Raw genomic sequence first — 23,400 nt, 5'->3', positions numbered from 1 at the left:
AATGGTCAGCACGCCCACACGTACGACGGCGGCCCGGCCCGCCGCAGGCGGCGCCGCCAGCGGCAAATCCGCCGGTAGCAGCGCCCTCCCGGTGCCCGCCGGGACACCGTCCCGCAAGCCCGCAGGCACTCCCGCAGCGAGGGTGCGGGCCTGGTACCGCCGATTCTGGTCTGCGCTGGAAGGCAACGGCAAGTCCCGCAACGGGTCCACGTACTACCTGATCCTCGGCTCCACCCTGGCACTGACGGCGATCGGAATCATGATGGTCCTTTCCGCCTCCAGCGTCGAAGCCATCGCGGCGGGGGAGTCACCGTACTCCGCCGCCCTGAAGCAGGGCGGATTCGCCGCGATTGGCGTTTTTGCGATGTTTGTCCTCTCTCGCGTCAACGTCGTCTGGCTCAGGCGCTTCGCGTGGCCGGTCATGTTCCTGGCCGTTGCCCTGCTGGGCCTGGTCCTCCTGGTGGGCCGCAGCGCCTTGGGCAACCAGAACTGGATCGACGTCGGCCCGTTCACCTTCCAGCCCTCCGAAGCCGCCAAACTCGCGCTGGCGCTCTGGATGGCCACGGTGCTCGACCGCAAAGCCAAGCTCCTCCACGAGTGGCGCCATGCGCTCATTCCCGTCGCGGTTCCCGGGGCTGCGGTAATCCTGGGGCTCATCCTCGCCGGAAACGACCTCGGCACGGCGATGATTGTGATGATCATCGTGGCGGCCGCGCTGTTCTTCGCCGGCGTCCGGCTCTACCTCTTCGCGATTGCCGGTGCGGCGCTGGCCGTATTCACGACGATCCTTGCCGTCACCAACCCGAACCGCATGTGCCGCATCCTGTCATGGACCGGCCAGACCTGCGCCGACGGCTCGGACTTGAACTACCAGTCGACCAACGGCCTGTACGGGCTCGCCTCCGGCGGCTGGTTCGGCGTCGGACTCGGCCAGAGCCGGCAGAAGTACAGCTGGATTCCCGAAGCCCACAACGACTTCATCTTCGCGATCATCGGCGAGGAACTCGGACTGGTCGGGACACTCGTCGTCCTGGTCCTCTTCGCGATCCTCGGCACCGCCATCTACCGTGTGGTCGTTGCACAGCACGATATTTTCCACCGCGTCCTGGCCGGCGCCATCATGGTCTGGCTCCTGGGCCAGGCGAGCGTCAACATGGCCGTGGTCACGGGGCTGGCGCCGGTGATCGGTGTCCCGTTGCCGTTCATCTCCTACGGCGGCTCGGCCCTGCTGATGTCGCTGTGTGCCATCGGCGTCGTCCTGTCCCTGGCCCGGGCCCAGATGGACCCGGGCATGCAGCCTAAAAAGATGCTGAGGTTCGGCCCGGCCGCCTTCGCAAATTCGGTGCGGCGCGCCCGCGCTGCCCGGGCGGCCACCAAGGCATCCAGCCAGGGCGCCGCGCGTCCGGCCGCGAAGCCCGCCGGAAAATCACCCGCGAACGCCAAGCCGGGCAGCACCGGGAACCCGGCGCGGAGTGCACCCCGGAACCCTTCTCCCAAGAACCCGGCCCCCAAGACACCCGCCCCCAAAAACCGCACGAAAGCGTAACAGCCCTTCATGAACACCGAGTCGCCCTTGTCCGTGGTCCTTGCCGGCGGCGGAACCGCCGGTCACATCAGCCCGCTGCTGGCCATCGCCGGCGCCCTCCGCCAGTCCCGGCCGGGGGTGCAGCTCCTGGCCGTCGGCACCCCCGGCGGGATGGAAGCACGGCTGGTCCCGGCCGCCGGGCTGGATCTGGCCACGATCAGCCGGGTCCCGCTCCCGCGCAGGCCCTCCGTGGACCTGCTCCGGCTTCCCGGCCGGATGGCCGGCGCCGTGAAGCAGGCGGGCACCATCCTGGACGAGGCGGGGGCCGACGTCCTGGTAGGCGTCGGCGGCTACGTGTGCACGCCGATGTACCTTGCGGCCCGGCGCCGGAAGATCCCGATCGTGGTCCATGAGGCGAACACCCGCCCCGGCCTGGCGAACCGGGTCGGTGCCCGCCTTGGAGGCCACGTGGCGGTTGCCTTCGCCGCGACCAAACTCGGCCGCGCCCGCCACGTGGGCATGCCGATGCGTCCGGAGATCTCGGGCCTGGACCGCGCTGCTGCGCGAGCCGGGGCGCGGCAGGCGCTCGGACTGGACCCGGACAAACCGACGCTGATCGTCACGGGCGGCTCCTCGGGCGCCCAGAGCATCAACAGGTCCCTCGCCGCGGCGGTCGGGGCCCTCGCCGAGGCCGGCGTGCAGACCCTGCACATCACCGGCCGCGGCAAGTCCGTGCACGACGCCGACGGCAAACCGCTCGAGGCTGCCGGCTACCGGCAGGTCGAATACGTGGACGGCATGGAAACCGTGTACGCCGCGGCGGACCTGCTGCTGGCCCGGGCCGGCGCCGCCACGGTAAGCGAGGTGGCCGCCGTGGGAGTTCCCGCCGTCTTCGTCCCCCTGCCCATCGGCAACGGCGAGCAGGCACTGAACGCCGCGGGCCTCGTCGCCGCCGGAGGCGCCTTGATCGTGGACGACAAAGCATTCTCCGCTGACTGGATCCGCGACAACATCATCCCCCTGCTGCTGGACAAGGACAGGCTGGCCGGGATGGCCGCCAGCTCCGAAAGCCTCGGCATACGGGACGCGGACCGGCGCATGGCCGATCTCGTCCTCGAGGTCGCGACGTCGAACCAGCACAGCAAGAACCAGCGCAGCAAGAACCAGCACGGCATGAACCAGCACAGCAGGAAGCGGTAAAGCTATGACCCAGCCCCAACACGGCACGCCTTCCCTGGCATCGCTCGGCCGCGTGCACTTCATCGGCATCGGCGGCGTCGGCATGTCCGCCGTCGCCCGCATCATGGTGGCCCGCCGAATCCCGGTGAGCGGCTCCGACGCGAAGGCGCTCCCCGTCATGACGGACCTCGCAGCCGCCGGTGCCCGGATCGCCGTCGGCTACGCGCCCGGCAACCTTGGCGACGCCCAGACAGTGGTGGCCGGTTCCGCGATCCGGCCCGACAACCCCGAACTCGTCGCCGCCCGAGCCGCCGGGCTCCCCGTGCTGCACCGCTCCGAGGCCCTGGCCGCCACCATGGCGGACGACACCGTGGTTGCGGTCGCCGGAACCCACGGAAAGTCCACCACGACCTCCATGATCACCGTGCTGCTGCAGGGTGCGGGACTCGACCCGTCCTTCGCCATTGGCGCGAACGTTCCGGCCCTCGGCGTCAACGCGGCAAACGGCGCCTCCGGGATCTTCGTGGCCGAGGCGGACGAGTCGGACGGCTCCTTCCTGAACTACCGCCCGGCGATCGCCGTGGTGACCAACGTCGAGCCGGACCACCTGGACTTCTACGGCACCGCGGACGCCGTCTATGCCTCCTTCGACAGCTTCACGGCCCTGCTCCCCGCTGACGGCGTGCTCGTGGCCTGCGCGGATGATCCCGGCGCCAGGGCCCTCGCCGAACGCACCGCGGCTCGCGGCAACACCCGTGTGGTCCTGTACGGGACGGGGGCGGACGCCGCTGTCCGGCTGCACGACACCGGACCGGGCCGGATCGGAATTACGACGGCGGCGGGCACCTTCGGCGTCGAACTCCAGGTTCCGGGCCGGCACAACGCGCTCAACGCCGCCGCAGCGTTCGCGGTCGCGATCGAACTCGGCGTCGCACCGGAAACCGCTGCCGGGGCACTCGCGCACTTTTCCGGCGCCTCGCGCCGCTTCGAGTTCAAAGGGGAGGGACGCGGCATCCGCGTCTACGACGACTACGCCCATCACCCGACGGAAGTCCGCGCCGCCTTGTCCGCCGCACGCTCCGTGGCCGGGCAGCACAAAGTCCACGTGCTCTTCCAGCCCCACTTGTTTTCCCGGACCCGCGAATTCGCCCGCGAATTCGCCGAGGCGCTCAACACGGCGGACACGGCCTTGGTCCTGGACATCTACCCGGCCCGGGAAGATCCCATTCCCGGCGTCACCAGCGGGCTGATCGCCGAACACCTGGGCTCCGGCGGCAGCCTCGTCGGTCCCGGCGCGGAAGCGGTGCAGGCGGTGCTGGCGGCCGCCGCGCCGGGAGACATCGTGCTCACGGCCGGCGCGGGCGACGTCACGGCCTACGGGCCGCAGATCGTCGATGCCCTGACGGTCGAGGCCGCCGGTGGCTAGCACGCGGCGCCCCACCTACCGGGGCGGGACCAATGCCTCCGGGCCGAATGCCTCCGGACCCGGTTCCCGGCCGCCGTCCGGCGGGGCCGGCACGGACGTCATTTCGGCGTCCAAGAGCGCCGGCGACACGGCGGGCGGATACGCGCCGAAGCCGCAGACCCCCCAGAATTCTCGGAATCCTCAGAACCCACAGTCCCCCCAGAGCCCGCAGGGCATGCCGGGCATCGGCGCAGGCAAGGTGCTGTCCTTCCCGGAACCCAAGGGCAAACGGCGCAAACGCATCCTGCTCAGCACCATTGGCATCATCGCCGTGCTCATCGCCGGGATCGTCGCGGCCGCCATCTATTCGCCCGTGCTTGCCCTGCGGACGGTCACCGTCGAGGGCACCAGGCTGTTGGGCGCGGATCAGGTCCAGACCGCCCTGGCGCCGCTCCAGGGCAAGCCACTGCCGCAGATCAGCGAGGACGACGTCGTCGCACTCCTGAAGCCGCTGGTCCAGATCAAGGACGTCAGCGTGAAGGCCTTGCCGCCCTCCACCCTGCAGGTGCACGTCACCGAGCGCATTCCGGTGGCCCTGGTCAAGCAGGGCGACACCTTCCAGCTCGTGGACGTGGACGGCGTCCAACTCAGCACCACCAAAGATCCCACCTCGGTTTCGCTCCCGGTGATCGACGGCGGCAGCGGCACCCTGCCCAAGGACCTGTTCCAGGCCATCACCGCGGTCCTGGGAGCGCTGCCGGCGGATGTGCTCGCACGGCTCTCCAACGCCTCCGCCCCCTCCGCCGACGCGGTCGAGCTCAGACTCGTCGACGGGCAGACGATTGTCTGGGGCAACGCGGGGGAGAAGGAGCTGAAGGCACGGGTCCTTGCAGCCCTCCTGAAGGTCCCGGCAGACCCGGCGAACCCCGTGAAGGTCTACGATGTCAGCGTCCCCCGGCACCCCGTCACGCGATAGCCAGCCATCGCTTCCACCCGGCAGGACTACATACAGGGGCTATTTGCCCGGTATTACCGCGACACGCGGCCCCGGTTATTGAATGTCCCCGGCATAGGAAATACCGTCACAGACATGAGTTACTTGACATAACTATAACCTTCAACTCGAAGGTTAAGGTTCAAAGCTTCAAGCACCGCTCGATCAGTTTTCGCATTAGTACACGAACAAGGGACACGTAACGTGGCAGCTCCGCAGAATTACTTGGCCGTCATCAAGGTCGTCGGCATCGGCGGCGGTGGCGTGAACGCAGTCAACCGCATGATCGAGGTCGGTCTTCGCGGCGTCGAATTCATCGCCATCAACACCGATGCCCAGGCATTGTTGATGAGCGATGCCGACGTCAAACTCGACGTCGGGCGTGAACTGACCCGTGGACTCGGTGCTGGCGCGAACCCTGAGGTGGGCCGGCAGGCCGCGGAGGACCACGCCGATGAAATCGAAGAGGTCATCCGGGGCGCAGACATGGTCTTCGTCACCGCCGGCGAGGGCGGCGGCACCGGCACCGGCGGCGCGCCCGTCGTAGCCCGGATTGCCCGTTCCCTGGGCGCCCTGACCATCGGCGTCGTGACGCGTCCCTTCACGTTCGAAGGCCGCCGCCGGGCCGGCTCCGCCGAAGCCGGGATCGACGCCCTGCGCGACGAAGTCGACACCCTGATCGTGATCCCGAACGACCGTCTGCTCTCCATCAGCGACCGCAACGTCTCCGTCCTGGACGCGTTCCGCTCCGCCGACCAGGTCCTGCTCTCCGGTGTCCAGGGCATCACCGACCTCATCACCACCCCGGGCCTGATCAACCTCGACTTCGCGGACGTTAAGTCCGTCATGCAGGGCGCCGGTTCCGCGCTCATGGGCATCGGTTCGGCCCGCGGCGAAGACCGGGCCGTCAAGGCCGCGGAGCTCGCTATCGCCTCCCCGCTGCTCGAAGCATCGATCGACGGTGCGCACGGCGTCCTGCTGTCCATCCAGGGCGGCTCGGACCTCGGCCTCTTCGAAATCAACGAAGCAGCACGTCTGGTCCAGGAAGTCGCCCACCCCGAGGCCAACATCATCTTCGGCGCCGTGATCGATGACGCCCTCGGCGACGAGGCACGCGTCACCGTCATCGCCGCCGGCTTCGACGACGTCAAGGCCACCTCGCCGTCCATGGACCAGTCCCTGCCGGCCGCGCCGCAGCGACCCACGTCCGCGGCCCCGGCTCCGGCGCAGGCACCCGCCTCCGCCCAGGTCCAGCCGCTGCACGCCACTGTGGGCGCTTCCGGCTACGGCGGCTGGGGCCAGCAGCGTCCCTCCGCGGTACCGGCCGATTCAGGCTTCGACGTCGACCTCCCGGCCGTCGTGGAGCCGGACCTGTCCGGCCGCCACTCCGATGACCTGGATGTCCCCGACTTCCTCAAGTAAGTCGTTCGGCTTCAGCATGGCACTGCCGTCCGGCGGTGCCATGCTGCTTTTCGCCGGGTTACGGTGGAACGTATGAACGCAAGAATTCCTGACATGTTGACGGCGGTGGTGTGATTGTTTTCCTGGCAGGCTGAAGTCCGGCCCGGCGTCTGGGTGGCCTTCACCGACGCCCGAGCCGGGAACCTGGCACTTCACGTTGGTGACGACCCCCGCGCGGTCCGCCGCCGGCGCAAGGAGCTCGAAGCGGCCGCGGGACTCGGCGGGCGCGTCTTCCGGTACATGAACCAGGTCCACGGCGCTGACGTCGCCACCATCAGCGGCGGCACCGCGACGGGCGATGCCCGCCCCGCGGCAGCGGACAGCAAATCGGACACCGCGGCGGACAAACCGGCCGCCCCCACCGCCGACGCGATGGTCTCCCTGACCGAGCCGCTGGCGGTCATGGTGGCGGACTGCGTGCCGGTGGTACTGGTCGGCGACGGTCCGGCCGGCGCCCCCGTCCTCGGGGTAGTCCACGCCGGGCGCCCCGGTGTGGCCGCCGGAGTGGTGCCGGCCGCCGTCGCACGCCTGCGTGAGCTCGGCGCGGACAGTATCAGCGCCTGGATCGGCCCGTCCGTGTGCGGCCGCTGCTACGAGGTCCCCGACGGTCTGCGCTCCGACGTTGCCGCGGCCGTCCCCGCCACGTGGTGCACCACCTCCACCGGAACGCCGGGCTTGGACCTGCCGGCAGGCGTCCGGAGCCAGCTGGAGGCGGCGGATGTCGCGGTGGAATACTCCGGGGGCTGCACCCTCGAGGACGAGAACCTGTTTTCCTACCGCCGAGACCCCCGCACCGGCCGCTTCGCCGGGCTGGTGTGGACGGACACGACACACGGAAAGAGAGCACAGGGCCATGACTGAGCCGGTTGAGGGCCGTCCCACAGGGCTGGCTGGTCCTCCGGGGGAAATATCGGGGGAGCGGCCGGGGGAGAACCGTGAGGACGCGCTGGAAGGTCCCCGACTGTTTCAGCTTGAGGCAAACCTCTCTGCCGTCCGCCGCAGGATCGACGCCGCCGTTGCGGCCGCGGGCCGCCAGTCGACGCCGCCCCGTCTGATTGTCGTCACCAAGTTCCACCCGGCGCAGGACGTCCGGCGGCTGGCGTCGCTGGGGGTCACAGACGTCGGGGAAAACCGGGACCAGGAAGCCGCCGGAAAGGCAGCGCAACTGGAAGACCTCAGCCTGAACTGGCACTTCATCGGCCAGCTCCAAAGCAACAAGGCCAAGTCCGTGGTGAGATACGCCGGGGCCGTGCACTCCGTGGACCGGGCCGGCCTCGCCACGGCCCTGGCCAAAGCGATGGCGGTCGAAAGCGATCGCACAGGGCGGCCGCCCCTGGATTGCTTCATCCAAGTCAGTCTTGAGGACGACGCCGGCGTGCACCGCGGCGGCGCAGCCCCCGACGACGTTCCCGCACTGGCCGAACAACTGGCCGGAGCCGCTGGACTCCGGCTCGCGGGCGTCATGGCCGTGGCCCCGCTCGGTGCGGACCCGGCCGCCGCCTTCGAGAAACTGGCCGGCATTTCCGGGCGGCTGAGAGAACAATTTCCGGAGGCCGCGGGAATTTCCGCCGGCATGAGCCAGGACCTCGAGCAGGCGATCCGGTTCGGGGCGACACACCTGCGCATTGGCTCCGATATTCTCGGTCCGCGTCCGGGCCTGCGGTAAGTTCGACGTATTGGAAGGTATCGGCGGGGATTCCAAGGCTGTCTAGTCATTAAGCGGCCCGCTTACGGACAAGATTAGGAGTCGAGCATGGCTGGCGCTCTGCGCAAGACAATGATCTATCTTGGGCTCGCCGACGGCGACGAACACTACGAGTCTGAGCACCCCACACCGCACAAGGATGAGGACGAATCCATGGAGCAGGACCGCGAGGAACGACGTGCGCCCGCGCCCGTCCGCGAGGTCCCCCGGGAAGAGCCTTACGCCGCTGAAGAGGAATATCGCGCACCTGTGACACCCATCAAGCGTGCGGCATCGAGCCGCGAAGAGACCACCGGCCTCCGGCAGATCACCACGATCCATCCGCGGTCTTACAACGACGCCAAGCTCATCGGCGAAAGCTTCCGCGACGGCATCCCCGTCATCATGAACGTCACCGACATGGGCGAGGCCGATGCCAAGCGCCTCGTGGACTTCTCCGCCGGCCTTGTTTTCGGTCTGCGCGGCAGCATCGAACGGGTGACGAACAAGGTCTTCCTGCTCTCGCCGTCGTACATCGAAGTCATTGGCGATGACAAGAAGGTCAGCGAGACGCAGGCCAGTTTCTTCAACCAAAGCTAGAGACGATAATTCCGCACGGATGCCAGGCGGGGACACCCGCCTGGCATCCGTGCGGAATTATTCGTGTTGAAATAGAAGCGGTACTTTCCTTAGGACACTGCGGTATCCGGAATGAACATGGAGATATGAGTTAGCTCATGGGAATTGTTTTCGGGCTCGTCTATATCGCACTGTTGCTTTTCTTCGTGGCCCTGATCATCCGCCTGGTTTACGACTGGGTACAGATGTTTGCCCGGAACTGGCGGCCGCGCGGTGTGGCGCTCGTTGCTGCCCATGCCGTGTATTCGGTCACGGACAAGCCCCTCGGGCTCCTTCGCCGGCTCATCCCGCCGCTCCGGCTGGGCGGTGTTTCGCTCGACATCGGGTTCCTGCTGCTGTTCGTTGTCGTGAGCCTGGCGATGGGGATCGTGAAGAGCCTGGTGTAGGCCCGGCCGACCGCGGCATAAGCAGCCGCCGCGGCCACGCAGGCGACTGACCCGGGCCAAGGCCCGAACTGCTAGAAACTCCGGTTTGACACTGCGGTGTTGAATTAGAGGAACCAGACCATATTTAGGTACCGTAGTTTTGACGGCCGGAAGGCCTACTGACTAACTAGACCAACGAGGTGACCAGATGGCTTTGACGCCAGAAGACGTTGTCAACAAGCGCTTTCAGCCGACCAAGTTCCGCGAAGGCTACGACCAGGACGAGGTAGATGACTTCCTGGACGAGATCGTCGTCGAACTCCGGCGCCTGAACCAGGAGAACGACGAGCTCCGCAAGAAGCTCGCCGAACTCGGCGCCGGCACGCCTGCCAGCTCCGCAGCCGCCGCCCCCGTGGTGGAAAAGGTCCCGGCGCCCGTCAAGGCCGAAAAGGAAGACGCCGCCAAGGCTGAGGCTGAGGCCAAGGCAAAGGCGGCCGCTGAAGCCGCCAAGAAGAAGGAAGCCGAGCAGGCCGCCAAGGCCGCCCAGGCAGCCCAGGCAGTCGAACCGGCCCGCACCGCGGTCACCCCGGCTTCCGAGTCAGCCGCCGGCCTGCTCGCCATGGCACAGCAGATGCACGACAAGCACATCGCCGACGGCGAGCAGCAGCGGGACAAGATCATCGCTGAAGCACAGATCGAGGCCAGCAGCCTCGTCAACGATGCTCAGGAAAAGTCCCGCAAGATCCTTGGTGCCCTCGAGCAGCAGCGCTCCGTGCTGGAACGCAAGGTCGAGCAGCTGCGCGGCTTCGAGCGTGACTACCGCTCACGCCTGAAGGCCTACATCGAAGGCCAGCTGCGTGACCTCGATGCCCGCGGCTCCGTTGCCGCCGCTGAGGTCGGCGAAGCCAGCTAAGGCAAAAAACCAAGTATTCTGAAAGTCGGTGGCTGGGGACTCCTCGGCCGCCGGCTTTTCCTTTTTCCCGCACTGTTTCATTCCTGCACGGTTCATTCCCGCACGGTGCCGCCACCGGTTCCGGTGCCGGCGTGCCGGGCACCACACCCCGGTCTCCGTACTGGCTCCCGAACGAAAGCCCTATGACTGACGCACCATCACCAGACGCCACACAGCCTGCCGCGGCCATACAGCCCGTGCCTACCCGGCGGCGCCGGGCGAAGCTGTTTGTCCTGTTCGCTTCCTTCGCGGTGTTCGCGTACGTGTTTGACCAGCTGACCAAGCTCTGGGTCACCACCACCATGACCGAGGGCGAGCGGATCCCCGTGTTTCCGCCGCTGCTGCACTGGTTCTACATCCGCAACTCCGGGGCGGCGTTCTCGATCGGCGAAAACGTCACCTGGGTGTTCACGATCATCATGGCGGCGGTGTCCGTCGCGATCCTGATGCAGCTTCGTAAGCTTGGCTCGCTGTGGTGGGCGCTGGCGCTCGGGCTGCTGCTCGGCGGTGCACTCGGCAACCTGACGGACCGGCTTTTCCGCGAGCCGTCTTTCGCGATGGGCCATGTGGTGGACTTCATCCAGCTGCCGAACTTCGCGATCTTCAACATCGCCGACTCCGCCGTCGTTTCCGCCGTCGTGATCATCTGCCTGCTCACGCTGCGCGGGATCTCGCTGGACGGTTCGCGCCACACGAAGGAAGCGGTGGCCAAGGATGTCTGACCCCGAGATGTCTAACCCCGAGGACCCGGCCGGGGAGTCCGGTTCTGCACCTGCAGGGCACCGGCAATTCACCGTCCCGGAGGACCTCGCAGGCGCCCGGGTGGACGCCGGCTTGTCCAAAATGATGGACATCTCCCGCTCCCAGGCTGCTGTCCTCATCGCGGAAGGCCATGTCAGCAGCAACGCCAAGAGGGTCGGGAAGTCCCTCAAGCTCACCGCCGGCACCGTGCTCGACGTCGTGGTGCCGGACCGTCGGGACCCCCTGGAAATCGTGGAGGAAGTAGTGGACGGCCTAAAGATCCTGCTGGACGATGACGAGTTCGTTGTCATTGACAAACCGGTCGGCGTGGCAGCCCACCCCTCGCCCGGTTGGGTAGGTCCCACGGTGGTGGGAGGCCTCGCCGGACTCGGCTACCGGATTTCGACGTCGGGCGCCCCCGAACGCGCCGGGATCGTCCACCGGCTCGACGTCGGCACCTCCGGCGTCATGGTGGTGGCCAAGACCGAAAACGCGTACACCGTTCTTAAGCGGGCCTTCAAAGAACGAACCGTGGACAAGGTGTACCACGCCGTCGTCCAGGGCCTGCCGGACCCGCTGGCGGGCACCATTGACGCCCCCATCGGCCGCCACCCGGGCCACGACTGGCGGTTCGCCGTGATCGAGGACGGCCGTGACTCCGTTACCCACTACGAGGTCCTGGAAGCCTTCGGGAAGGCCTCGCTCGTGGAGGTGCACCTCGAAACGGGCCGCACCCACCAGATCCGCGTGCACTTCTCCGCGCTGCGCCACCCCTGCGCCGGTGACCTCACCTACGGCGCGGACCCGCGGCTGGCCGCCACCCTGGGGCTGACCCGGCAATGGCTGCACGCCCGGTCACTGTCCTTCGATCACCCGCGGACGGGGGAGCGGGTCACCGTGACCAGCGAGTACCCGCAGGATCTGAAGTATGCCCTCGAGGTCCTGGAATCCGGGCAGGCCTGAGCCCCGCCGTCGCGGCTGCACGCCGCTGCCGCGGCACGGCACTAGAATGGTGCGGTGACTTCCAGCAACGACTCGTTTGTCCATCTCCACAACCACACCGAGTACTCGATGCTGGACGGCGCCGCCCGGCTCGGTGAACTGTTCGACGAAACCGAGCGGCTCGGCATGCCGGCCCTCGCCACGACGGACCACGGCTACCTGTTCGGTGCCTTCGACTTCTGGAAGCGGGCAACGGACAAGGGCATCAGGCCGATTATCGGCGTCGAGGCGTATGTGACTCCCGGGACCGCCCGCACGGACAAGAGCCGCGTGCGGTGGGGCGAGGAGCACCAGCGCAAGGACGACATTTCCGGCGGCGGCTCGTACACGCACATGACCCTGCTGAGCTACAACAACGTGGGCATGCGGAACCTCTTCCGGGCCTCCTCGATCGCTTCCCTGGACTCGGTCTTCGGCAAATGGCCGCGGCTGGACCGGGAACTGCTGAACACATACTCCGAAGGCCTGATCGCCACCACCGGCTGCCCGTCCGGCGAAGTCCAGACGAGGCTCCGGCTGGGGCAGTACCGGGAAGCCGTGGAGGCCGCGGCCGAGTTCCGCGACATCTTCGGCGCTGAGAACTACTTCTGCGAGCTCATGGACCACGGCCTGGACATCGAGCGGCGGGTCACTGGCGATCTGCTGCGCCTGGCCAAGGAACTGAACCTGCCGCTCGTGGCCACGAACGACCTCCACTACACGCACGAGCACGACGCGAAGGCGCACGAGGCCCTGCTGGCGATCCAGTCCGGTTCCACGCTCCTGGAGCCGACCTACGACAACGGCGGTTCCCGCTTTGCCTTCTCCGGCAGCGGCTACTACCTGAAATCCCCGCAGGAAATGCGGGAGCTGTTCCGCGACCACCCGGAGGCGTGCGACAACACGCTTCTGATCGCCGAGCGCTGCGAAGTGTCGTTCAACACCGGCGCCAACTACATGCCACGCTTCCCCTGCCCCGAGGGCGAGGACGAAACGTCCTGGCTGGTCAAGGAAGTCGACAAGGGACTGCAGTACCGCTATCCCCAGGGCATCCCGGACAAGGTCCGCAAGCAGGCCGACTATGAGCTGGAAGTCATCACCTCGATGGGCTTCCCGGGCTACTTCCTCGTGGTGGCTGACTTCATCAACTGGGCCAAGAACAACGGCATCCGGGTGGGTCCCGGACGTGGCTCCGGCGCAGGCTCCATGGTGGCGTATGCCATGCGCATCACCGACCTCGATCCGCTGCACCATGGCCTGATCTTCGAACGCTTCCTCAACCCTGACCGCGTTTCCATGCCTGACTTCGACGTCGACTTCGATGACCGGCGCCGTTCCGAAGTGATCGACTACGTCACGCGGAAATACGGCGACGAACGCGTGGCGATGATCGTCACCTACGGCACCATCAAGACCAAGCAGGCCCTCAAGGACTCCTCGCGCGTGCTGGGCTACCCGTTCAGCATGGGCGAGCAGCTGACCAAGGCACTGCCCCCGGCTGTGATGGCCAAGGACATTCCGCTGGCCGACATTCAGAACCCCGAGGCCAAGCGTTACAGCGAAGCCGGCGACTTCCGGCAGCTGATCAGCACCGACCCTGAAGCCGCCAAGGTTTTCGAGACGGCACTGGGCATTGAGGGACTGAAGCGGCAATGGGGCGTGCACGCCGCCGGTGTCATCATGTCCTCGGACCCCATCATCGACGTGATTCCGATCATGCGCCGCTTCCAGGACGGCCAGGTCATCACCCAGTTCGACTATCCGACGTCTGAAGGCCTCGGCCTGATCAAGATGGACTTCCTGGGCCTGCGGAACCTGACGATCATTTCCGACGCCCTGGAAAACATCAAGATGAACCGGGGCATCGATCTCGACCTTGAAACCCTGGCGTTGGACGACACGGAGTCCTACGAACTGCTGGCCCGAGGCGACACGCTGGGCGTCTTCCAGCTCGACGGCGGACCCATGCGGTCCCTGCTCAAACTGATGAAGCCTGACAACTTCGAAGACATCTCCGCGGTGCTGGCCCTCTACCGGCCCGGTCCCATGGGCGCGAACGCGCACACCGACTACGCGTTGCGCAAAAACAAGATCCAGGAAGTCATTCCGATCCACCCGGAGCTCGAGGAGCCGCTCTCCGAAATTCTCGGCGGCACGTACGGCCTGATCGTGTACCAGGAGCAGGTCATGGCCGTGGCGCAAAAGCTCGCCGGCTACACCCTCGGCCAGGCCGACATCCTGCGCCGCGCCATGGGCAAGAAGAAGAAATCCGAGCTGGACAAGCAGTTCGCCGGTTTCTCCCAGGGCATGCAGGACAACGGCTATTCCATGGCCGCGGTCAAGACCCTCTGGGACATCCTGCTGCCGTTCTCCGACTACGCCTTCAACAAGGCGCACTCGGCCGCCTACGGCGTCATTTCGTACTGGACCGCGTACCTGAAGGCGCACTACGCGCCGGAGTACATGGCCGCCCTGCTCACGTCCGTGGGCGACGACAAGGACAAGTCGGCGATCTACCTCAACGAATGCCGCCGCATGGGCATCACCGTGCTACCGCCGGACGTCAACGAGTCGGCGCTCAACTTCACCCCGGTCGGCAACGACATCCGCTTCGGCATGGGCGCCATCCGCAACGTCGGCGTGAACGCCGTCGAGGCCATGGTGGCGGCGCGCGAGAAGGAAGGCGCGTATACGTCCTTCAAGGACTACCTCATGAAGGTCCCCGCGGTGGTCTGCAACAAGCGCACCATTGAATCCCTGATCAAAGCAGGTGCCTTCGACTCGCTGGGCCACCATCGCCGCGCCCTGGCCATGATCCACGAAGAAGCGATCGACTCCGTCATCACCCTCAAGCGCAACGAGGCGATCGGCCAGTTTGACCTCTTCGCCGGTTTTGAGGACCAGGAGCCGGAGGCCTCACTCAGCACGGAAATCCCCGATCTTCCCGAATGGGAGAAAAAGGACAAACTGGCCTTTGAGCGGGACATGCTCGGCCTGTATGTCTCCGACCACCCGCTGCAGGGGCTCGAAGGGCTCCTGAGCCAGCACGCGGACCGGTCGATCACCTCGATCATCGCCGAAGACGGCCCGCAGGACGGCGCGATCGTGACCATCGCGGGCATGATCACCTCGCTCAGCCGCCGGATCGCCAAGGCCAGCGGCAACGCCTACGCCCGCGCCGAAATCGAGGACCTCGCCGGTTCCATGGAGGTCATGTTCTTCGGCCAGGTCTACGGCCCCATCGCCTCGGTGCTGGCGGAGGACCTGATCGTGGTGGTCAAGGGCCGCCTGCAACGGCGCGACGACGGCGCCGTCACCTTGAACTGCATGGAACTGTCCGTGCCGGACCTCAGCGACAGCCAGAACGGGCCGGTGGTGATCACCATGGCCACGCACAAGGCCACCGAGGCCGTCGTCACTGAGCTGGGCGACGTCCTGCGCACCCACCGCGGAAACTCCGAGGTCCGGCTGCACCTGCAAGGTGACACCCGGGTGGAGGTCATGGGCCTGCCGGTGCACCTGCGCGTGAACCCAAGTCCGTCCCTCTTTGGCGACCTTAAGGTGCTGCTCGGCCCGACGTGCCTGGATAACTGAAATGCAGGTGCGGGTGGCCACTAGGCAAGGCTGAGAGGTCCAGGACACCCTGGGGCCGCTCGCCACCCCCAAGGTTCACGCATGGTATGCGAGGATCAGTTTTTCGGGTTGAGGGTTCCCCGGGCGATGCTGTCGGCGGAATGGGCCGGGTTCCCGTTGTACGGCTGGTTGGACACGTCGACGATGGGGTATTGGGCAAGGTCGACGCCGGCGGGGATGGTAAAGGTGCCGGATTCATTGTCGAGGACACCCAGGCTGACCATCTTGGATAGGTCGGCAGAGCCGACCCACACTCCCCGGAATCCGGTGATGTGGTCGTTGGAGAGCCGGATGATCAGGTGCCGGGTTCCATCGGGGAGTTGCTCCACCAGGGCATCTCCGCTCCCGGTGTGCGCGGGCAGTGGAGTCAGGGACGTTTGGGCGAGGACTGTCGATGTCGGACCCGACTGGGTGGAGGTGGGCGCAGTAGTGCCGTTGTGTCCGAGAACTCCGGCGGCGGTCCATCCGGCGGCCGTGCCGAGAACGATTCCGGCGGCAACCGCGGTAATCCAGAGACCGGGACGGGCGTACCTGTCTTTGGCGCTGGGCCGCAGTGGTGTCGGTGCCGACTCTGTGCCGCTGCCGTGGTTCAGGGGCGCTTCCGCCGGGGCTGGCTTCTTCGGTGGGACAGGGGCCCTGCGCTGGGCTGGGTCAGGGGATCCGTCGCGAGGGTCGGCGACAGGCCGAGGGCCTGATGGATGGCGGCCCAGTTCTGGCTGCCGGGTTTCTCGAGTTCGATGCCTGCGGTGTCGAGGGTGGCAATGTGCACCGCATGTTGCAGGCCTCGGAGGGTTTCGCTGCACACGAGGCAGCTGGCGAGGTGGTCGGCGTCGGTGTCTGTGCCGAGGGACTCGCCAAGGGCCAGCAGACTGAGAAGTTCGGCGTCAAGGTGTTCCATGTTCCACCTCCAGGCGGGTGCGTAAGCGGGTGAGGCTGCGCCGGATGTGGCTTTTGACGGTTCCGAGCGGCAGGTTAAGACGCGACGAAATCTGGTCGTGAGTCAGATCTTCATAGAACGCCAGCCGCATTATTGTCTGCTGTGGATCCCCTAAGTGCTCCAGTTCTTCGTCCAACGTCAGGCGGTCGGCGACCTCTTCGACGTCCCCAGCATCTGGGCGGGAAACGGGGGCAGCCACCAGGAGAATGGCCGCTTGTTCGAGATGGCGCTGGCGGGAGCGGGCGGACAAAGCGTCGGAGATTGCGTTGCGGGCAATCCCGATCAGCCACGCCGGCAGCCGTGCCGCCTCGGGGCGAAAAGTGGTCCGTGATTTCCAGGCCCGAATGAAAACCTCCTGGGTGACGTCGTCGGCAGCGGCACGCTCTCCCAGGGATCTCAGCGCCAGCGTGTAGACCAGCGGACCAAACCTTCGGTACGCCTCCGCGAGGACGCGTTCGTCGCCGCCGGCAAATGCGTGATCGAGATGGGCGTCCCAATCATGCGATGCGGCAGCCTCCATCAGGTGCTCCTTTGAGCGGCAATGGGCCTTGTTGAACCACATTATGCCGCTCCGGGGGACTCCGCCATGGTCGAACGGGGTCAGCTCTCCAGGATGTCACGGTACGCGTGCCGGTGGGGCCACGGTCGACGTGACCCCACCTGGCGACAGAACAGGACGTCTGCTGGAGCTCCGGATGGATTACTCGTGGTGGCCTTTGTGTCCGCGCGATGAGGAGTCCACTACCTGTACGGCGACCCCAAGGTTGTTGTCCGCGAGGCTTCCCCAGGCGTAGACGATGGTGTTTTTTCCCTCGGTGACCTTGACGTCGGCGGGGCCGATCAGCGGGTCAGTGGTTCCCTCTGCTGCGACCGACGCGGAGACGTTTCCGGCCTTGAGGGTGAGGGTCTTTTGATGCCGGTTGGTAAGTCCCTCAATGACCGCGGTCCCACCGGCCAGGACATCGACGGCGGGGGCCGCAGCGACGTGCCGGACGGTCAGCTTGCCCTTTCCATCCGGGCTGGTGGAGGTGTCATTGGTGAAAAGGGTGGCCGTGGGGGTCCCGTCAGCGGCCAGATGTGCGACCGCTGTGTAGTCCCGACCTGCTTCGAGGTCCACTGTGACCGGGCCTATCACGGGGTTGTCGGCGCTGGTGGCGTCGCCACCGGTGATCGCAATCTTGTGGTCTCCGTCCGGGACGTTCAACGGCCCGGCCAATGTGCCCGGTGTGAAGTTATCCAGGGTGAGCTTGCCGTCGACCCAGACGTCGACGGTAAGGCCCGGAACGCCGTGGAGGACGGACAGTTTTGCTGTTCCATCGTCGCGGTGGTGCCAGGTCGCGGCCTGGGCCGGGGCGGCCAGCGACAGTGCTGCCAGTAGCGTGATTGCTCCGGTGGCTGCAGAAAGTGTCTTGCGCATTTCCAACTCCTCATCGAGGCCCACATGGGGCGGTGGTTGTGCTTACACCCTTACTACCGGCCAAAGGCCGTATCCGGATGCACCACTAGGGAAGTTTTAATGTGCCGTGGCCCGTCGCGGCCTCTGTCAGATCTCGTAGTCGAGCGGAACCGGCTGGCTGTAGGCCCCGGAGTGATAAAGCAGGGGAGCGCCGTCTTCGCCGACCTGACCCTCCACCACTTCGACCACCACCACGGCGTTGTTCTCGAACGACAACCGCATCTGGACCTGCCCGATCAACCAGCCGGTGACGCCCTTCAGCACGGGCACTTCGTGGGGTCCTAACTCCCAGTGGTCCCCGTCGAACCGGTTGCCGGCCCGGGCGAAGCGGTCTGCGAGCTCCTGGTTCTCCAGCCCGAGCATGTGGACCCCGATGTAGCTCGTGTTCGCCACGGCCGGCCACGAACTTGACGTCCTGGCCATGTTGAACGTGAAGCGCGGCGGCTTGGCAGACAGGGAAGCCACGGAGGTCGCGGTGAATCCGAAGGGGACGCCGTTGTAGTTGGCGGTGATAATCGCCACGCCGGCCGCGTGCCGGCGGAACATTTCCTTGAATGTCCCCTCGAAGATTCCGTCATCTGTGGCCACTGCGATCCAACTCCCTGCTGCACGTATGTGTCATGGTTCCTACTGCCAGCGTATTCCGCCTCCGATCAAGTGGGAGATTTGTTTACCCCCGTCGTCATGTGCTGCCACGCGGCGTCATGTGCCGGGCCGGGGAATCCTTGTTACCGTTTGTTGCATGACACAGCCCGCAGTAGACGGCCCCGTTCAGCACACCGGGGAGCCCGCGCACCCGGACCGGCCCCTGACCTTGCCCGCCGAGATGAAAGCCGTACAGCAGCCCGGACACGCCGGAACCCCGTGGCGGAAAGCGGCGGTCATCGCCGCGGCCGGCATTCCGGTGGGGCTGCTTTGGTGGCTTCTGGCGCCGTCGGGACTGAACCTGCTGACCCGGAACCCGGACCTTGCCGCCGGCACCAATACGGCAACCTGGCTGCCCCGGGACCTCGTGCTGGCAGGGCTGTGCCTGCTCGCCGGCTGCATTGCCGGGTCGTTCGTCGCAGGCTCCAAACATGCACAGCCGGCGCCCGGCACCGTAATCCTGGTGGTCCTGGCCGGCGCTGCCGGCTCGCTCCTCGCGTGGGGAACCGGTCTGCTCAGCGCCCAGTGGTGGGGAGCCCCGGCCGATACCTCGGCCAGCGCCAGCGTCGCCTTTTCTCTGCGCTCCTACGCGGTCCTCGCTATCTGGCCGGCGGCGATCGCCCTGGCCATCTTCCTGAACAGCCTCTTTCCGGGCTCCGGCGGCAAAGCCCGCTCCTAAACCCTGCGCCTGGCGCCTGGCGCCCGGCCAGGCTTCAGGCCGGCGGCCGCGCGCCCGGGCCGCGTCACAGCGTCGGAGTGCCCCGGCGGGGCACGTAAAATGATCGGGTGAGCCTAACTCCTGACAGCCCTGTGACCCCGATTCCCGCCGCCCTCAACTTCCGCACGGTGGACGTGCGCGGCCAGCACCTGTCCCTCGCCGGGCTGCGCGCTGCCGTACCGCGGGCACAGTCCGGCACCATGGCAGATGCCGAGGACAAGGTCCAGGACATCATCTCCGCCGTCCGCACGCGGGGCTTCGCCGCACTGCGGGAACTGGCACTGTCCTTCGACGGCGTCGAACAGGCCCACCCCCGTGTCCCGGCCGAGGAGCTGCGCGCGGCTTTGGAAGGTCTGGACCCCGCCGTGCGCGCGGCACTCGAGGAATCCATCCGGCGGGCCCGCAGCTTCGCGGATGCCCAGCGCCCGGCGAACGTCGACGTCGAACTCGGAGAAGGCGCCGTCGTCAGCCAGAACTGGGTGCCGGTGGCGCGCGTGGGGCTCTATGTCCCCGGCGGGCTGGCGGTCTACCCGTCTTCGGTGATCATGAACGTCGTCCCGGCCCTGGCAGCGGGCGTCGAATCCATTGCGCTGGCCTCGCCGCCTCAAAAGAACTTCGGCGGCCTCCCGCACCCCACGATCCTGGCGGCCGCGTGCCTGCTGGGCATCGAGGAGGTCTACGCGATCGGCGGGGCGCAGGCCATCGCCACCTTCGCCTATGGCATCCCCGCCGGGGCCTCCGACGCCGGTGACCTTCCCGGGATCGATCCCGTGGACGTCGTGACCGGTCCGGGCAACATTTTCGTGGCCACCGCCAAGCGGCTGGTGAAGGGGGTCGTGGGGATCGATTCCGAGGCCGGCACCACCGAGATCGCGATCCTCGCCGACTCGACCGCCAGTCCGGCCCTCGTGGCGGCGGACCTCATCAGTCAGGCCGAACACGACCCCAAGGCGGCATCGGTCCTGTTCACCGACTCCGAGGCCCTTGCGGCCGAAGTCCGCGTGGAACTCGAACGCCAGGCCGCTGCCACCAAGCACTCCAGCCGCGTCCTCGAGGCCCTCTCCGGCCCACAGTCCGGCGTCGTCCTGGTGGAGGACCTGGAGCAGGGCATTGCCGCCTGCGACGCGTACGCCGCGGAACACCTTGAAATCATGACCGCGGATGCCGCCCGCGTGGCGGCCCGGATCCGCAGCGCCGGGGCGATCTTCGTGGGGGACTACAGCCCCGTCAGCCTTGGAGACTACTGTGCCGGCTCCAACCACGTGCTGCCGACCAGCGGCACGGCGGCATTCTCCTCCGGCCTGAACGTAACCACTTTCCTGCGGGCCATCCAGGTGATCAACTACTCCCGCTCCGCGCTGGAGCAGGTCAGCGGGCACATCGTCAGCCTCTCCGGCGCGGAAGACCTGCCGGCCCACGGCGAGGCCGTCACGGCGCGCTTCGCCGCCAGGTAACCACCCGCCCAGACCACTACATGTAGTAATTACAGGCTTGTTATTCAGCTATATCTAGTCGTAAACTGATCGCGGGGGCACACGGCGCTGTGCTCCGTTCAGGCTTGCGACCGGGGAGGAATTGACATGTATTGCCCGTTCTGCCGTAACCCTGATTCGCGCGTGGTGGACAGCCGGATCGCCGACGACGGCTCCGCCATCCGTCGCCGCCGGCAGTGCCCCGAATGCGGCCGCCGCTTCACCACGGTGGAAACCACCAGCCTGACCGTCATCAAACGCTCCGGCGTCGGCGAGCCCTTCAGCCGCAGCAAGGTCATCAACGGCGTCCGCAAAGCCTGTCAGGGCCGTCCGGTCACCGAAGACGACCTCGCCATGCTGGCGCAGGAGGTCGAGGAGGCAATCCGCGGCTCCGGCGCCGCCGAAATCGAAGCCCACGAAGTCGGGCTGGCAATCCTGGAACCGCTGCAGCGCCTGGACGAGGTTGCCTACCTGCGGTTCGCCAGCGTCTACCAGGCCTTCGAATCGCTGGAGGATTTCGAAGCCGCGATTTCCCTGCTTCGCCATGAGGCCGAGTCCAAGGGCAGGGACGGCAAGAACCCGAAGAAGAGCCCGCTCCAAGCGCCGTCGTAAATTTGTCGTCGTAAATTCTTGGCCCGGTGGTGGCGTCCCCCTCACCAGGTCCTATATCCCGCCACAGACTCCGGTGGTGGCAGCGGAGGGGAAGCCGCAGCCACCACCGGCTCCACCAAAAATGAGCTATCACTACGGGTCGTTCCCAGCGTTCAGAACGACCCGGAGTGATAGCTCATTTTGGCTATCCGGCGATGTGCTACTTGGCGAGCTTGTGCTTCAGCGCAATCTCGATGGCTGCGCCCACGATGCCCGCGTCATTCTTCAACTCGGCCGGGACGATCGGCGTGCGCAGCTTCATGTGCGGCAGATACTCGTCGGCACGCTTGGAGATGCCGCCGCCGACGATGAAGAGCTCGGGGGAGAACAGGAACTCTACGTGGGAGAAGTAGCGCTGCAGCAGCACGCTGTACTGTTCCCAGCTGAGGCCGTCACGCTCACGGGCCACGGCGGATGCCTTGGTCTCGGCGTCAAAGCCGTCGATCTCCAGGTGACCGAGTTCGGCGTTGGGAACCAGCTTGCCGTCGAAGATGAAGGCAGAACCGATGCCGGTGCCCAGAGTGATCACCAGCACGGTGCCAGCGACCCCTTCGCCGGCACCGAAGCGGGCCTCGGCGAGGCCGGCGGCGTCGGCGTCGTTGATGACCTCGACGGGGCGCCCGAGACGCGCCGTGAGCATGGCGTCGATGTCGGCCTCCAGCCACGACTTGTCCACATTCGCGGCCGAGTGAACCACACCGTGCTGGATGATGCCCGGGAATGTGACGCCCACGGGGCTGCTGGCGTCGGGCGCGTCGGGACGGGCGGTGAGCTCCGCGACGACCTGCGCGACGACTTCGGCCACGGACTCGGGGGTGGAGGGCTGCGGCGTGGGGAAGCGCACGCGGTCGCCGATCAGTTTGCCCTTCTTCAGGTCCACGATCCCGCCCTTGATACCGGTCCCGCCGATGTCAATGCCGATCAGGGGGGCGTTCTTCTTCGACTTCTCGTCCTTCTTGGCCAATATCATTCCGTTCGTGGCAGGGGCGGGCTAGGGGACCGGCCAGGGCCGGCGGGTGAAGATGTGGATCTTCAGGGGAAATGCCGTGTGGAGCAGGGTCAGGGCAATGTGAGGATCTCGGCGCCGGACTCCGTGACGAGCAGGGTGTGCTCGAACTGTGCGGTGCGCTTGTGGTCGCGGGTCACAACAGTCCAGTCGTCGGCCCACATGTCCCAGTCAACGGTGCCCAGGGTCAGCATCGGCTCGATCGTGAACACCATACCCGTTTCCATGACGGTGTTGTATGCGGGGGCGGCATCGTAGTGCGGAATGATCAGCCCCGTGTGGAAAGCCTCGCCGACGCCGTGTCCGGTGAAGTCGCGGACCACGCCGTAGCCGAAGCGTTTTGCGTAGGACTCGATGGTCCGGCCGATCACGTTGATTTCGCGTCCCGGGGCTACAGCCCGGATAGCGCGGTTCAGCGATTCCTGGGTGCGCTCGACGAGGAGGCGGGATTCCTCGTCGACATCGCCGACCACGAAGGTGTAGTTGGTGTCGCCGTGCACACCGCCGATGAACGCCGTGATGTCGATATTCAGGATGTCGCCGTCTTGGACCACCGTGCTGTCGGGGATCCCGTGGCAGATGACCTCATTGAGCGAGGAGCATAGTGACTTCGGAAAGCCCCGGTAGCCGAGGGTGGAGGGATACGCCTTGTGGTCCAGGAGGAACTCGTGGCCCACCCGGTCCAGCTGGTCGGTGGTGACGCCGGGGGCGATGTGTTTGCCGACCTCCACGATGGCCTGTGCCGCGATTTTGGCGGCGATCCGGATCTTCTCGATGGTCTCCGGCGACTTGACCTCGGATCCCGTGAACTTTGCAGGACCCGGCTTGCCCACATACTCCGGACGCGGGATGGACGGCGGTACTGGAAGTTGCGGGCTCACTGTCCCCGGGACAAGCGTGCCGATGGGTGCAGTTGAGGCTAGAGAAGGCATAGATTGATCATATAAGCCGTCGGG

General features: G+C 66.6%; 23 protein-coding genes. 16 read left to right on the top strand and 7 right to left on the bottom strand.

What is annotated here, in order from left to right; genetic code table 11:
* Position 1 precedes the first annotated feature (1 nt).
* The 13 genes from ftsW to dnaE all read left to right on the top strand — a co-directional run bounded on the left by ftsW (position 2) and on the right by dnaE (position 15,520).
* On the top strand, positions 2-1,546 hold the full coding sequence (ftsW, locus tag C9424_RS14540) for a putative lipid II flippase FtsW (RefSeq protein ID WP_116767511.1): 1,545 nt from the start codon (positions 2-4) through the stop codon (positions 1,544-1,546).
* Between the two features lie 9 nt (positions 1,547-1,555).
* Positions 1,556-2,725 (top strand): undecaprenyldiphospho-muramoylpentapeptide beta-N-acetylglucosaminyltransferase, encoded by a 1,170-nt coding sequence (gene murG, locus C9424_RS14535; RefSeq protein WP_116767510.1) that lies wholly within the window; start codon positions 1,556-1,558, stop codon positions 2,723-2,725.
* Positions 2,726-2,729: 4 nt separating this feature from the next.
* A complete protein-coding gene (gene murC / locus C9424_RS14530) occupies positions 2,730-4,130 on the top strand; it encodes a UDP-N-acetylmuramate--L-alanine ligase (protein ID WP_116767509.1) in 1,401 nt (466 codons plus the stop codon).
* Positions 4,123-5,085: a cell division protein FtsQ/DivIB gene (locus C9424_RS14525; protein ID WP_116767508.1), complete on the top strand. Its 963-nt coding sequence runs from the start codon at positions 4,123-4,125 to the stop codon at positions 5,083-5,085. The genes murC and C9424_RS14525 overlap by 8 nt, the downstream gene beginning before the upstream one ends.
* A 222-nt stretch (positions 5,086-5,307) precedes the next feature.
* Positions 5,308-6,525 carry a cell division protein FtsZ gene (gene ftsZ, locus C9424_RS14520; RefSeq protein WP_091255129.1) on the top strand — a complete coding sequence of 406 codons (1,218 nt, stop codon included), beginning with the start codon at positions 5,308-5,310 and terminating at the stop codon, positions 6,523-6,525.
* 114 nt (positions 6,526-6,639) lie between these two features.
* Positions 6,640-7,425 carry a polyphenol oxidase family protein gene (locus C9424_RS14515; protein ID WP_116767507.1) on the top strand — a complete coding sequence of 262 codons (786 nt, stop codon included), beginning with the start codon at positions 6,640-6,642 and terminating at the stop codon, positions 7,423-7,425.
* The gene (locus tag C9424_RS14510) at positions 7,418-8,230 is read left to right on the top strand and encodes a YggS family pyridoxal phosphate-dependent enzyme (protein ID WP_116767506.1); all 813 of its coding nucleotides are present in this window, start codon (positions 7,418-7,420) and stop codon (positions 8,228-8,230) included. The genes C9424_RS14515 and C9424_RS14510 overlap by 8 nt, the downstream gene beginning before the upstream one ends.
* An 87-nt stretch (positions 8,231-8,317) precedes the next feature.
* A complete protein-coding gene (locus C9424_RS14505; protein ID WP_091255134.1) occupies positions 8,318-8,848 on the top strand; it encodes a cell division protein SepF in 531 nt (176 codons plus the stop codon).
* 137 nt (positions 8,849-8,985) lie between these two features.
* On the top strand, positions 8,986-9,273 hold the full coding sequence (locus C9424_RS14500; RefSeq protein ID WP_116767505.1) for a YggT family protein: 288 nt from the start codon (positions 8,986-8,988) through the stop codon (positions 9,271-9,273).
* A 187-nt stretch (positions 9,274-9,460) separates the two neighbouring features.
* Positions 9,461-10,165, top strand: coding sequence for a DivIVA domain-containing protein (locus C9424_RS14495; RefSeq protein WP_116767504.1), 705 nt, complete (start codon positions 9,461-9,463; stop codon positions 10,163-10,165).
* Positions 10,166-10,347: 182 nt separating this feature from the next.
* Entirely contained in the window at positions 10,348-10,926 is a 579-nt protein-coding gene (gene lspA, locus C9424_RS14490; RefSeq protein ID WP_116767503.1) for a signal peptidase II, read from the top strand.
* Positions 10,927-10,933: 7 nt separating this feature from the next.
* Positions 10,934-11,908: an RluA family pseudouridine synthase gene (locus C9424_RS14485; protein WP_272914151.1), complete on the top strand. Its 975-nt coding sequence runs from the start codon at positions 10,934-10,936 to the stop codon at positions 11,906-11,908.
* A gap of 54 nt (positions 11,909-11,962) precedes the next feature.
* Complete coding sequence (dnaE, locus tag C9424_RS14480; RefSeq protein ID WP_116767502.1) at positions 11,963-15,520, top strand: DNA polymerase III subunit alpha; 3,558 nt, start codon at positions 11,963-11,965, stop codon at positions 15,518-15,520.
* Between the two features lie 95 nt (positions 15,521-15,615).
* Here dnaE and C9424_RS21935 read toward each other — a convergent pair whose 3' ends face one another.
* From C9424_RS21935 to C9424_RS14460, 5 genes are all read right to left on the bottom strand, one after another.
* Entirely contained in the window at positions 15,616-15,888 is a 273-nt protein-coding gene (locus C9424_RS21935; RefSeq protein ID WP_237563473.1) for an anti-sigma factor, read from the bottom strand.
* Positions 15,889-16,148: 260 nt separating this feature from the next.
* On the bottom strand, positions 16,149-16,457 hold the full coding sequence (locus tag C9424_RS21930; protein ID WP_237563472.1) for a hypothetical protein: 309 nt from the start codon (positions 16,455-16,457) through the stop codon (positions 16,149-16,151).
* Positions 16,444-17,016: an RNA polymerase sigma factor gene (locus tag C9424_RS14470; RefSeq protein ID WP_116767501.1), complete on the bottom strand. Its 573-nt coding sequence runs from the start codon at positions 17,014-17,016 to the stop codon at positions 16,444-16,446. Before C9424_RS14470 ends, C9424_RS21930 begins: the two co-directional genes overlap by 14 nt.
* A 180-nt stretch (positions 17,017-17,196) precedes the next feature.
* On the bottom strand, positions 17,197-17,913 hold the full coding sequence (locus C9424_RS14465; protein ID WP_116767500.1) for a DUF4397 domain-containing protein: 717 nt from the start codon (positions 17,911-17,913) through the stop codon (positions 17,197-17,199).
* Positions 17,914-18,039: 126 nt separating this feature from the next.
* Positions 18,040-18,498: a flavin reductase family protein gene (locus C9424_RS14460; protein ID WP_202615888.1), complete on the bottom strand. Its 459-nt coding sequence runs from the start codon at positions 18,496-18,498 to the stop codon at positions 18,040-18,042.
* A 196-nt stretch (positions 18,499-18,694) separates the two neighbouring features.
* Here C9424_RS14460 and C9424_RS14455 point away from each other — a divergent pair, with 196 nt between their 5' ends.
* The 3 genes from C9424_RS14455 (at position 18,695) to nrdR (ending at position 21,399) form a co-directional block, all read left to right on the top strand.
* Positions 18,695-19,276 (top strand): hypothetical protein, encoded by a 582-nt coding sequence (locus C9424_RS14455; RefSeq protein ID WP_116767498.1) that lies wholly within the window; start codon positions 18,695-18,697, stop codon positions 19,274-19,276.
* 107 nt (positions 19,277-19,383) lie between these two features.
* Complete coding sequence (hisD, locus tag C9424_RS14450) at positions 19,384-20,769, top strand: histidinol dehydrogenase (protein ID WP_116767497.1); 1,386 nt, start codon at positions 19,384-19,386, stop codon at positions 20,767-20,769.
* A gap of 126 nt (positions 20,770-20,895) precedes the next feature.
* A complete protein-coding gene (gene nrdR, locus C9424_RS14445; RefSeq protein ID WP_091255145.1) occupies positions 20,896-21,399 on the top strand; it encodes a transcriptional regulator NrdR in 504 nt (167 codons plus the stop codon).
* A 199-nt stretch (positions 21,400-21,598) separates the two neighbouring features.
* On the opposite strand, the gene ppgK is transcribed toward nrdR, so the two are convergent.
* Positions 21,599-22,402, bottom strand: a complete 804-nt coding sequence (ppgK, locus tag C9424_RS14440) for a polyphosphate--glucose phosphotransferase (protein WP_116767496.1) — start codon at positions 22,400-22,402, stop codon at positions 21,599-21,601.
* A 95-nt stretch (positions 22,403-22,497) separates the two neighbouring features.
* On the bottom strand, positions 22,498-23,376 hold the full coding sequence (gene map / locus C9424_RS14435; RefSeq protein WP_116767495.1) for a type I methionyl aminopeptidase: 879 nt from the start codon (positions 23,374-23,376) through the stop codon (positions 22,498-22,500).
* Positions 23,377-23,400 lie beyond the last annotated feature (24 nt).

The organism is Arthrobacter sp. H-02-3 (assembly GCF_003097355.1).
Taxonomy (GTDB): Bacteria; Actinomycetota; Actinomycetes; order Actinomycetales; family Micrococcaceae; genus Arthrobacter; species Arthrobacter humicola.
This window is presented reverse-complemented; position numbering and strand designations above follow the sequence as displayed.

Excerpts from the sequence above, each read along its gene's own strand:
- map (WP_116767495.1), bottom strand. The coding sequence starts at position 23,376 with ATGCCTTCTCTAGCCTCAACTGCACCCATCGGCACGCTTGTCCCGGGG.
- nrdR (WP_091255145.1), top strand. The coding sequence starts at position 20,896 with ATGTATTGCCCGTTCTGCCGTAACCCTGATTCGCGCGTGGTGGACAGC.
- lspA (WP_116767503.1), top strand. The coding sequence starts at position 10,348 with ATGACTGACGCACCATCACCAGACGCCACACAGCCTGCCGCGGCCATA.
- C9424_RS14505 (WP_091255134.1), top strand. The coding sequence starts at position 8,318 with ATGGCTGGCGCTCTGCGCAAGACAATGATCTATCTTGGGCTCGCCGAC.
- C9424_RS14500 (WP_116767505.1), top strand. The coding sequence starts at position 8,986 with ATGGGAATTGTTTTCGGGCTCGTCTATATCGCACTGTTGCTTTTCTTC.
- murG (WP_116767510.1), top strand. The coding sequence starts at position 1,556 with ATGAACACCGAGTCGCCCTTGTCCGTGGTCCTTGCCGGCGGCGGAACC.
- C9424_RS14510 (WP_116767506.1), top strand. The coding sequence starts at position 7,418 with ATGACTGAGCCGGTTGAGGGCCGTCCCACAGGGCTGGCTGGTCCTCCG.
- C9424_RS14485 (WP_272914151.1), top strand. The coding sequence starts at position 10,934 with ATGTCTAACCCCGAGGACCCGGCCGGGGAGTCCGGTTCTGCACCTGCA.
- C9424_RS14470 (WP_116767501.1), bottom strand. The coding sequence starts at position 17,016 with ATGGAGGCTGCCGCATCGCATGATTGGGACGCCCATCTCGATCACGCA.
- C9424_RS21930 (WP_237563472.1), bottom strand. The coding sequence starts at position 16,457 with ATGGAACACCTTGACGCCGAACTTCTCAGTCTGCTGGCCCTTGGCGAG.
- ftsW (WP_116767511.1), top strand. The coding sequence starts at position 2 with ATGGTCAGCACGCCCACACGTACGACGGCGGCCCGGCCCGCCGCAGGC.
- C9424_RS14495 (WP_116767504.1), top strand. The coding sequence starts at position 9,461 with ATGGCTTTGACGCCAGAAGACGTTGTCAACAAGCGCTTTCAGCCGACC.
- C9424_RS14455 (WP_116767498.1), top strand. The coding sequence starts at position 18,695 with ATGACACAGCCCGCAGTAGACGGCCCCGTTCAGCACACCGGGGAGCCC.
- C9424_RS14460 (WP_202615888.1), bottom strand. The coding sequence starts at position 18,498 with ATGTTCCGCCGGCACGCGGCCGGCGTGGCGATTATCACCGCCAACTAC.
- murC (WP_116767509.1), top strand. The coding sequence starts at position 2,730 with ATGACCCAGCCCCAACACGGCACGCCTTCCCTGGCATCGCTCGGCCGC.
- C9424_RS14465 (WP_116767500.1), bottom strand. The coding sequence starts at position 17,913 with ATGCGCAAGACACTTTCTGCAGCCACCGGAGCAATCACGCTACTGGCA.